The organism is Nakamurella lactea DSM 19367, assembly GCF_000426645.1.
In the GTDB taxonomy this organism is placed as follows: domain Bacteria; phylum Actinomycetota; class Actinomycetes; order Mycobacteriales; family Nakamurellaceae; genus Nakamurella; species Nakamurella lactea.
The window spans coordinates 451,092-460,440 of sequence record NZ_AUFT01000006.1 but is presented as its reverse complement, the minus strand read 5'-3'; the positions used below and the strand labels follow the sequence as shown (position 1 = coordinate 460,440).

8 protein-coding genes and 4 tRNA genes are annotated in these 9,349 nt (G+C 68.7%); 10 read left to right on the top strand and 2 right to left on the bottom strand.

Annotated features, from left to right (window positions below):
• The first annotated feature begins 279 nt into the window (after positions 1-279).
• Positions 280-1,350: a bifunctional diaminohydroxyphosphoribosylaminopyrimidine deaminase/5-amino-6-(5-phosphoribosylamino)uracil reductase RibD gene (gene ribD, locus K340_RS0107915; RefSeq protein WP_051265399.1), complete on the top strand. Its 1,071-nt coding sequence runs from the start codon at positions 280-282 to the stop codon at positions 1,348-1,350.
• A gap of 84 nt (positions 1,351-1,434) precedes the next feature.
• Here ribD and K340_RS0107910 read toward each other — a convergent pair.
• Positions 1,435-1,507, bottom strand: a tRNA-Lys gene (locus K340_RS0107910).
• A gap of 142 nt (positions 1,508-1,649) precedes the next feature.
• On the opposite strand from K340_RS0107910, the gene K340_RS28290 reads away from it, so the two are divergent.
• The 8 genes from K340_RS28290 (at position 1,650) to K340_RS37270 (ending at position 7,018) form a co-directional block, all read left to right on the top strand.
• Complete coding sequence (locus K340_RS28290; RefSeq protein ID WP_051265398.1) at positions 1,650-2,177, top strand: MarR family winged helix-turn-helix transcriptional regulator; 528 nt, start codon at positions 1,650-1,652, stop codon at positions 2,175-2,177.
• Positions 2,174-4,030 carry an MDR family MFS transporter gene (locus K340_RS28285; protein ID WP_051265396.1) on the top strand — a complete coding sequence of 619 codons (1,857 nt, stop codon included), beginning with the start codon at positions 2,174-2,176 and terminating at the stop codon, positions 4,028-4,030. Before K340_RS28290 ends, K340_RS28285 begins: the two co-directional genes overlap by 4 nt.
• A 126-nt stretch (positions 4,031-4,156) precedes the next feature.
• A tRNA-Glu gene (locus tag K340_RS0107895) sits at positions 4,157-4,229 on the top strand.
• 64 nt (positions 4,230-4,293) lie between these two features.
• Positions 4,294-4,367: transfer RNA gene (locus tag K340_RS0107890), tRNA-Asp, on the top strand.
• Positions 4,368-4,413: 46 nt separating this feature from the next.
• Positions 4,414-4,490: transfer RNA gene (locus K340_RS0107885), tRNA-Phe, on the top strand.
• A gap of 137 nt (positions 4,491-4,627) precedes the next feature.
• Positions 4,628-5,404 carry an SDR family oxidoreductase gene (locus K340_RS0107880; protein ID WP_029136323.1) on the top strand — a complete coding sequence of 259 codons (777 nt, stop codon included), beginning with the start codon at positions 4,628-4,630 and terminating at the stop codon, positions 5,402-5,404.
• Between the two features lie 3 nt (positions 5,405-5,407).
• The gene (locus tag K340_RS0107875) at positions 5,408-6,457 is read left to right on the top strand and encodes a DUF4185 domain-containing protein (protein WP_029136322.1); all 1,050 of its coding nucleotides are present in this window, start codon (positions 5,408-5,410) and stop codon (positions 6,455-6,457) included.
• 45 nt (positions 6,458-6,502) lie between these two features.
• Positions 6,503-7,018: a gamma carbonic anhydrase family protein gene (locus K340_RS37270; protein WP_029136321.1), complete on the top strand. Its 516-nt coding sequence runs from the start codon at positions 6,503-6,505 to the stop codon at positions 7,016-7,018.
• Between the two features lie 16 nt (positions 7,019-7,034).
• On the opposite strand, the gene K340_RS0107865 is transcribed toward K340_RS37270, so the two are convergent.
• Entirely contained in the window at positions 7,035-7,844 is an 810-nt protein-coding gene (locus K340_RS0107865) for a DUF1295 domain-containing protein (RefSeq protein ID WP_029136325.1), read from the bottom strand.
• A 54-nt stretch (positions 7,845-7,898) separates the two neighbouring features.
• On the opposite strand from K340_RS0107865, the gene K340_RS0107860 reads away from it, so the two are divergent.
• The gene (locus K340_RS0107860) at positions 7,899-9,347 is read left to right on the top strand and encodes a magnesium chelatase (RefSeq protein WP_029136320.1); all 1,449 of its coding nucleotides are present in this window, start codon (positions 7,899-7,901) and stop codon (positions 9,345-9,347) included.
• Positions 9,348-9,349: the final 2 nt, after the last annotated feature.

Sequence of the window (9,349 nt, the reverse complement as noted above, 5' to 3'; positions counted from 1 at the left end):
TCCTCGCGGGTTGACCCCGCTCAGTGCCGATGGTTCGTCCCCGCGTTCCGTTGCTGCGCAACGGTCCGCGCGGGTCCACGCCCGCTCGCTCACGGAATCCCCCACTCGTCGGATCCCGGACCGATGGCACCGGGTGCGGCGGCTGTCGCCGGGAGCGGCGACCGTCGACGTATCCTCGACCGTGCCGCAGCACCACAATACGGCCCGATCTCGCAGTTCGGGCGGCAGGTGTCCAGGCGATCGTGGCCGGCTCAACCGGCGCGGGGAAGGGATGACCGGATGGCCCCGGCGACCGACATCACCGACCAGGAACGCGATGCGCTGCAACGCGCCGTCGAGCTCGCCGGCCGCGGCGCCGGCACCGCGCTGCCCAACCCGGTGGTCGGCTGCGTGCTGCTGGACGCCACCGGCGCGCCGGTCGGCGAGGGGTTCCATCGACGGGCCGGCGGGCCGCACGCCGAGGTGCTGGGGCTGGCCGCGGCCGGCGAGTCGGCCCGCGGCGGGACGGCCGTCGTCACCCTCGAGCCGTGCAACCACACCGGCCGCACCGGCCCGTGCAGTGAGGCGTTGATCGCCGCCGGGGTCGCCAGGGTGGTGGTCGCGGTCCGCGATCCGTGGCGGCCGGCGGCCGGCGGCATCGAACGCCTGAGGTCCGCCGGCGTCGACGTCGTCGACCTGTCTGAGCTGCCCGCATCGGCCGACGCCGAGCAGGTGAACCGGGTCTGGCTCACCGCGACCCGGCTGCAGCGCCCGTTCGTCACTTTCAAGGCCGGGATGACGATCGACGGTCGGGTGGCCGCTGCCGACGGCAGCAGCAGATGGATCACCTCGGAGCAGTCCAGGGCCGACGTGCACCGGCTGCGATCGGCGGTCGACACCATGATGGCCGGGGTCGGCACCGTGCTGGTCGACGACCCGCAGCTCACTGCCCGTGGCCCCGACGGAGCACCGGCCGGTCGCCAGCCGCTCCGGGTGGTGGTCGATTCCCGGGGCCGAACACCCGCCACCGCACGGGTTCTGGATGATGTCGCGGAGACACTCATCGCGACCGTCGCCGAGTTCGGCGCCGGCCCGGCGGGCGGGGTCGACCTGCCGGCCCTGCTGTCCGCGCTGTACGGGCGCGGCCGGCGGCACGTGCTGCTGGAGGGCGGACCGCGGCTCGCCGCGGCGATGTTCGATGCCAACCTGGTGGACGAGGTGCTGATCTATCAGGCGCCGATGCTGTTGGGCGCGGGATCCCAGGTGGTCGCCGGTGGAACGGTCGGCACCCTGGCCGACGCACATCACTTCGAACTGCGCGACGTCACCCGGTTCGGACCAGACGTCCGGCTGCTCTGGGTGCGCTCCTGAGCCTGCCAGTGCCCCCAGGATTGGGGAGATTTTGGCCGCGACTACGCGGCGGAAATCGACCCAGTATTGAGCCGGCGTGAGGAGTGGGCCCCCAGGGGCTCGAACCCTGGACCAGCGGATTAAAAGTCCGATGCTCTACCGACTGAGCTAGAGGCCCGTGCGCGACGTGATCGCGCCCTGCGAGCGTACCGATCCGACAGCGGCGCTGTCCAAGCCGGTACCCGCGACCCCACCGCATGACGAGCCCCGGAATCCGGGTGCATACTTGCTGGCGGCAACTAGTTGATAAGGGCAAGCAAATGATGTCCGAAGAGGCGTCCGACGAAATTCCGGACCTGATGATGCGGCTGATGCGGCAGTTCGGCATCGCCAAGTCAAGGGTGAGTGCACTGCATCGCGAGGATGCCGTACCGCTCTACCTGCTGGCCAAGATCGGTGAGGGTCCGCCAAGGCGGGCGGGCACGCTGGCCGCCGAACTGGACGCGGATCCGTCCACCGTTTCGCGACAGGTCGCGCAGTTGGTCAAGGACGGGATGGTCGAGCGCAAGGCCGATCCGGAGGACGGCAGGGCCTCGATCCTGGAACTCACCGACGCCGGGCGCCGGCGCCGTGCGGAGATGTTCCGGCATCGGGCCACCGTCTTCGGCGCCGTCACCCAGGACTGGACCGACGGCGAGCGCGCCGAGTTCGGACGGCTGCTGCACCGGTACGTCGAGCAGTTCGAAGCCGATCGCGAGGACTTGCTGGCCGACGCGCTCGGCGCCAGGTTCGTAACCCTCCATCCGTCAGAACAGAAGGACTCCGTCACAGGAGAGGGACAGTCATGACCGTCAGGATTGCCAAGTCGCCCGGCCACGCCGACGACGGTTCGATCACCCACAAGCAGATCCTGACCATTCTGTCCGGCCTGATGGCCGGCATGTTCCTGGCCGCGCTCGACCAGACGGTGGTCTCGACGGCGATCCGGACGATCGCCGACGACCTCAGCGGCCAGAGCCTGCAGGCCTGGGTCACCACCGCCTACCTGATCACCAGCACCATCGCCACCCCGCTCTACGGCAAGCTCTCGGACATCTACGGCCGCCGGCCGTTCTACCTGCTGGCCATCTCGCTGTTCGTCATCGGATCGTTGGCCTGCACGTTCTCCACCTCGATGTACGAGCTCGCCGCCTTCCGGGCGTTCCAGGGGCTCGGCGCCGGCGGGTTGTTCTCGTTGTCGTTGGCGATCATGGGCGACATCCTTGCCCCCCGGGAGCGGGCGAAGTACCAGGGTTACTTCATGGCCGTGTTCGGCACCTCTTCGGTGCTCGGGCCACTGATCGGCGGGCTCTTCGCCGGGGCGAACTCGATCCTGGGTATCGCCGGCTGGCGCTGGGTGTTCCTGATCAACGTGCCGATCGGGATCGCCGCGCTGCTCATCGTCTACCGGGTGCTGCACATCCCGCACACGCCACGGGATCACCGGATCGATTGGTGGGGCGCGGTGGCCCTGGTCGTCGGCCTGGTGCCGCTGCTGACGGTGGCGGAGCAGGGCCAGCAGTGGGGGTGGAGCTCGGCCGGATCGCTGATCCTGTTCGCGATCGGCGCGATCGGCCTGGTCTCCTTCGTGCTGGTCGAGATCAGGATGAAGGAGGAGGCGCTGATCCCGATGCGGCTGTTCCGCAACAGCGGGTTCACCCTCATGCAGGTCACCGGCCTGCTGGTCGGCATGGCGATGTTCGGCGCCATCCTCACCCTGCCGTTGTTCCTGCAGATCGTGCGCGGCGCCACCCCGACCCAGTCCGGCCTGCAGATGCTCGCGATGACCATCGGGATGATGTCGGCCGCGGTGATCTCCGGCCAACTCACCGCCAGAACCGGGCGGTACAAGATCTTCCCGCAGATCGGCATGGCACTGGTGGTGATCGGCGCCGTGCTGCTGGCCTTCTTCCTGCAGATCGACACCAAGAACATCTGGCTGTGGGCGATGATCTTCCTGGTCGGGTTCGGTATCGGTAACTGCATGCAGTCGCTGACGCTGGCCACCCAGAACTCGGTGCCCAGCCAGGACATGGGCGTGGCGACCTCAGCGGCCACCTTCTTCCGTCAGGTCGGCGGCACCATCGGCGTCGCGGTCTTCCTGTCGATGCTGTTCAGCCTGCTGCCCAAGAACATCGGCAAACAGGTCGCGGCCGCGATGCCGGACCCGGCCTTCCAGCAGGCCGCCGCGGAGCACGCCCACTCCAGCGACCCGGCGGTGATCGGGCAGTCCATCGCCCATATGGGTCAGCAGATGGAGGCCGACACCTCCTTCCTGCAGCACATCCCGGCGGTGCTGGCGTACCCGTTCAAACAGGGTTTCGTCGACTCCATGCACCCGGTGTTCCTGCTGGCCGCGGTGGTCGCCGCGCTGGCCTTCGTCGTGCTGCTGTTCTTCAAGGAAGTACCCCTGCGGATGACGTCAGCGCTGGTGGAGCGGCAGCAGGCGGCGAAGGCCGCAGCGGCGGCCGACTCGGCGGCCGGCGGCCCGGATGAGGCGGCGCACGGCTCGCACGACGCAGGTGACGTGCCGGTCCCGGTCGGCGAGCGGATCCCAGGGCTGACGGACGGGCACGGTCACGCTGCGGACGGGCAGCCGGACGCTGCCGACGGGGGAGGTTCGGCACCGCCCGGTCCCGGTCGGCACTCGCGGCCGGACTGACCGGTACCCGCGCTGGGTCGAACCAGCTCCTACCGCCATTGCTCAGGCGTTTTGTGCCCGGTGGCCTGCCTGCCGTATGCTGATCGGGCTCCCAACGGCAAGCCGTTGGAGGTGGACTTTGGTCCAGCCCCCATCGTCTAGCGGCCTAGGACCCCGCCCTTTCACGGCGGTAGCACGGGTTCGAATCCCGTTGGGGGTACACGCGGTCAAACGGCCCGGATTTTTCCGGTACGGTTGCCGATGCAGTACCAGTACAACAGCAAGGCCCTGTGGCGCAGTTGGTTAGCGCGCCGCCCTGTCACGGCGGAGGTCGCGGGTTCAAGTCCCGTCAGGGTCGCAGCGCGCGGGGCCGGTTCGAGAAATCGGACCGGCCCCGCGCGTATGGCCAGGTAGCTCAGTCGGTACGAGCGTTCGCCTGAAAAGTGAAAGGTCGCCGGTTCGATCCCGGCCCTGGCCACCAGACAGACCCCGGTCGGCCGCTGCCGACCGGGGTTTCGGCGAACTACCGACCGTTTCGGTCCGCCCCTGTTGACCGGTTCGACCCGTTACCGATGGGTCGAACGGCCGGACGCCGATTCGACATGCGATGGTGGGCGGATGCAGATCTCGTTGCGCGATCGGACCGCGATGGTGACCGGAGGATCCAGAGGCCTGGGTCTGGCAACGGCCCATCGGTTCGTCGCCTCCGGAGCGAGTGTCGCGGTGGTCGCCAGGGACGCAGCAGTGCTGGCCGGCGCCGTCGAGCAGCTGCGGGCCGCGGGCGCCGGGTCGGTGGTGGGCATCGCGGCCGACGTCGCCACCGCCGACGGCGTCCGGCACGCCTATCACGAGGCGATGGCGCAACTCGGCCGGCTGGACATCGTGGTCAACAACGCCGGGTCGGCCGCCGTAGGGCCGGCCGCCGAGCTCGCCGACGACGTCCTGCAGGCCGACCTGGATCTGAAACTGTTTGCGGCGCTGCGGCTCTCCCGGCTGGTCTGGCCGCAAATGGTCGAGCGGCGGTGGGGTCGGATCATCAACGTGCTCGCCATCGCGGCGAAGGCGCCGCCGACCGGAACGGCCCCGACCTCGATCAGCCGGGCGGCCGGGATGTCGTTGACGAAACTGCTGGCCGGCGATGGAGCGCCGCACAACATCCTGGTGAACGCCCTACTCGTCGGGTCGATCGAGTCCGACCAGACCGAGCGGATGGCGCGCGAACAGGGCGTAGCGGTTGCCGATTTTCTTGCCCGGTCCGGCGAGCGCATTCCGCTGGGCCGGGTCGGTCGGGCCGCGGAGTTCGCCGATGTCGCCTGCTTCCTGGCCTCGGAGGCGAGTTCGTACGTCACCGGTACCGCGATCAATGTCGACGGCGGATTGTCCCCGGTGGTCTGACGAATGACGCTGCCAGACAGTCCATTGGTCGCTTCCGTCCGCGACCTCGGTGTCCAGTTCCTGGACAACGACATCGACATCACCGGTCAGGACGCCGTCAGCTCGGTGCTGTTGGCGGACGGCACCACATTCTGGATCTTCGGTGACACGATCGAAGGGCCGTTCGACTCCATCCGGGGCTTCGAGCTCACCGAGGTGCTGTCCAACACCGGAGCGGTCGTGCCGTTACAGGACCTGTCGGCGGGGGTCAGGGATTTTCGCTATCTGACGACGCCCGACGGTACCCGGGCAAGGCAGCTCATCGGCTTCATCCCACCGGAACATAAGGCACGGCAACGGCTATGGGCTATTCACGGTGTCCAGATCGGCGATCAGCTCTACCTGTACTACCACAAGATCACCATGGACCCGACGCGCGACGTCTTCGAGACCTTCACCCTGGACGGAATGGGGGTGGCCAAGGCCGGCCCGGATCTCCAGTTCGAGCGGCTGACGGCGCCGGACGGCAGTCGCGAGTGGTGGAAGGGTGACGAGCCGGGGTTCGGGGTCTGGGTGCACCAGCACGGGGAGCACCTGTACCTGTGGGGTTCGATCCAGCCGGCATCGAAGTCGGCCGGCGACCTGTATCTCGCCCGGGTCCGGCCCGCGGACATCGAGAACCATGCCGCCTATGAGTATCTCGTGCAGGCGCCGACGCCGGCGCGACCGGACGTGCCACCGCGCTGGTCGCCGACGTTCAGCCCGACCGCGTGCCTGTTCTCCGATGTGCCGAACGAAATGTCCTCGTCCTGGAACGAGTACCTCGGCGCCTTCGTCTCGTTGACCACCTACCAGCGGGAGAACCAACTCGTCATCCGCACAGCGCCGGAGATCACCGGTCCGTGGAGCGAGCCGCAGGTGATATTCCGACCGGCGAAGACGACACCGGACTCGCTGTTCAACGCGGGCAAGGAGCATCCCGAGTTCGCCCGCGACGGTGGCAGGACCACCTACATGACATTCATCGACTCGTCGGTCTATGTCCCGCACCTGATCGAGATCACCTTCGCCTGACGCCCGCCCGGCCACCACCAAGGAGTCGGTGCGAAGATCGCTGTCATGATCATCGACCTGCCCGATCGCCGACCGCAGATCCACGAATCCGCCTGGATCGCACCCACCGCAACGATCGTCGGCGGCGTCAGCGTCGCCGCCGACGCCAGCATCTGGTACGGCGTGGTGCTGCGGGCCGACTCCGGCCCGATCGAGATCGGTGCCGGCTCCAACGTGCAGGACAACTCGGTGATGCACACCGATGAGGGACTCACCCTGCGGATCGGTCGCCGGGTCACCGTCGGGCACGGTGCCATCGTGCACGGCGCGGACATCGACGACGACGTGCTGATCGGGATGGGTGCGGTGCTGCTGAACCATTGCCGGATCGGCAGCGGATCCATCGTCGGGGCCGGCGCGGTGGTGTCCGAGGGTGCGGTGATCCCGCCGAACTCGCTGGTGCTCGGCGTTCCCGGCAAGGTCCGGCGGCAGACCACCGATGCCGAACGGGAGCGGATCGCCGGCGGGGCCAGTGGTTACGTCGACAGGGCGCGGCAGCACCGACAGGGTTCGCCCCGATAGTCGCCGACCCGTCCGGTCACGGCTGCGGGTGCGCCGGCGCCGTCCGCTGCCGTCGCGGCGGCAGCGGGATCAGCATCGACGTCCGACGCCGATAGTCGGCGTACCCGGGATACCTGCTCGCCGAGATGCTCTCGGTGAACAGCGTCGATCCGATGAACAGCAGCGTCAGCAGCACAGCACCGGCGACGGTCCACACCGCGACAGTGCCGGCGGCGATCGCGCCGAAGGCGAAGATCGCCCACCACTGGCCGAGCTCGCAGAAGAAGTTCGGGTGTCGGGAGTAGCGGAACAGCCCGCCCGTCAGGAATCCGCTCGCCTGCCCGGATGCCTTGCGCCGGTGGAAGTCCCACTGCTGTTGGTCGGCGACGGTCTCGCCGGTGAGCAGCAGCAGGAAGACCACCGCTGCGATGACGTCACCGGCGCCCAGCGACGTCGGATGCTGCGCCGCGGTCCAGGCCGGCAGGGTGATCATCAGCAACAGGAAGTTCTGGTAACCGGCGATGAACACGATGTTGAACGCCTGGAATGCGGCGGGTGGCATCTTCGAGCGCAGGATCTTCCATCGGTAGTCCTCGCCGCCGGGCGAGTATCCGCCCTTGCGCGCGTAGTTGAACGTCAGCCTGATCGCCCACAAGGTCACCAGCGCGGCCATCAGCGTCACCCGAGCGTCGAAGCCGGAACCGGCGGCGAACACCCACAGGTACCCGGCCGGCACCACCGACCAGATCCGGTCCACCCACGAGTATTCGCGGGTGAGGACCGACAGCAGCCAGCACAGGATCGCGACCCCGGCGGCGATCCAGCAGTTCAGCGCCAACGCACTCACGACCCGGACGCTACGCCTGCCACCGGCCTTGTCGAATCCGGGAATCGGCCTACGCTGGACGGGGTGACTTCTCCTGCAGAGCCGACGGGCTCCACCACTCCCGTCACCGATACCCCGCCACCGACCATCACGACCGTCGCCGAGCTCCGCGCCTCAGGCCACCGCTATCGCACCGTCAAACAGGAACTGCGGGAGAACCTGGTGCGGCGGCTGCGGTCCGGCGAGCCGTCGATGCCGGGCATGGTCGGGCTGCAGGACACCGTCATCCCCGAGGTCGAGCGGGCGGTACTGGCCGGCCACGACTTCGTGCTGCTCGGCGAGCGCGGCCAGGGCAAGACCCGGCTGATGCGCACCCTGGTCGGCCTGCTCGACGAGTGGACGCCGGTGATCGACGGCTCGGAGCTCAACGAGCACCCCTTCCATCCGATCAGCGTCGGCTCGCGAGCCAGGTCCGCCGAACTCGGCGACGAACTGCCGGTCGGCTGGCTGCACCGGGACCACCGGTACGCCGAGAAGCTGGCCACCCCGGACACCAGCGTTGGCGACCTGATCGGCGACGTCGACCCGACCAAGATCGCCGAGGGCCGGCACCTCGGCGACCCGGAGACCGTGCACTACGGGCTGTTGCCGCGTGGCAACCGCGGGATCTTCGGCATCAACGAGCTGCCGGACCTGGCCGAGCGGATCCAGGTGGGTCTGTTCAACGTGTTGGAGGAACGGGACATCCAGATCCGCGGCTATGCGCTGCGGTTGCCGTTGGATCTGCTGGTGGTGGCCTCGGCCAACCCGGAGGACTACACCAACCGCGGGCGGATCATCACCCCGCTCAAGGACCGGTTCGGCGCCGAGATTCGTACCCACTACCCGACCGATACCGACGCCGACGTCGACCTGGTGCGGCAGGAGGCCCAGCTGGTCGCGGTGGTGCCAGAGCACCTGCTGCGGGTGATCGCCCGGCTCACCCATGAGCTGCGCGGCTCCACCTCCATCGACCAACGATCCGGGGTGTCGGCCCGGTTCTCGATCGCCGCGTCCGAGGCCGTCGCCGCCGCGGCGCTGCGGCGCGGTGCGCTGGTCGGTGAGGACGACCCGGTGGCCCGGATCGGCGACCTCGCGCCGGCGCTGACCACCCTGCGCGGCAAGCTGGAATTCGAGATGGGCGAGGAAGGCCGCGAGGACGAGGTGCTGGAGCACCTGCTGCGGATGGCCACTGCCGGGGTGTTCCGCGAGCTCACCCGTGGTGTCGATCTGTCCGGACTGACGGAGCGGTTCGCCGACGATCTGATCGTCGAGACCGGGACGCTGGTCCCCGGACGGCAGCTGCTGGACCAGATCGGCACCGTCCGCGGGCTGTCGGCGCTGCTGGACGCGGCCGGCATCAACGAGGACAGCGTGACGCCCGGGCAGGTGGCGGCGGCCGTCGAGTTCGCCCTCGAGGGCCTCTACCTGTCCCGCCGGCTGAGCAAGGAATCAGCTGGTGGCAACACGATCTACGGCAGCTGACG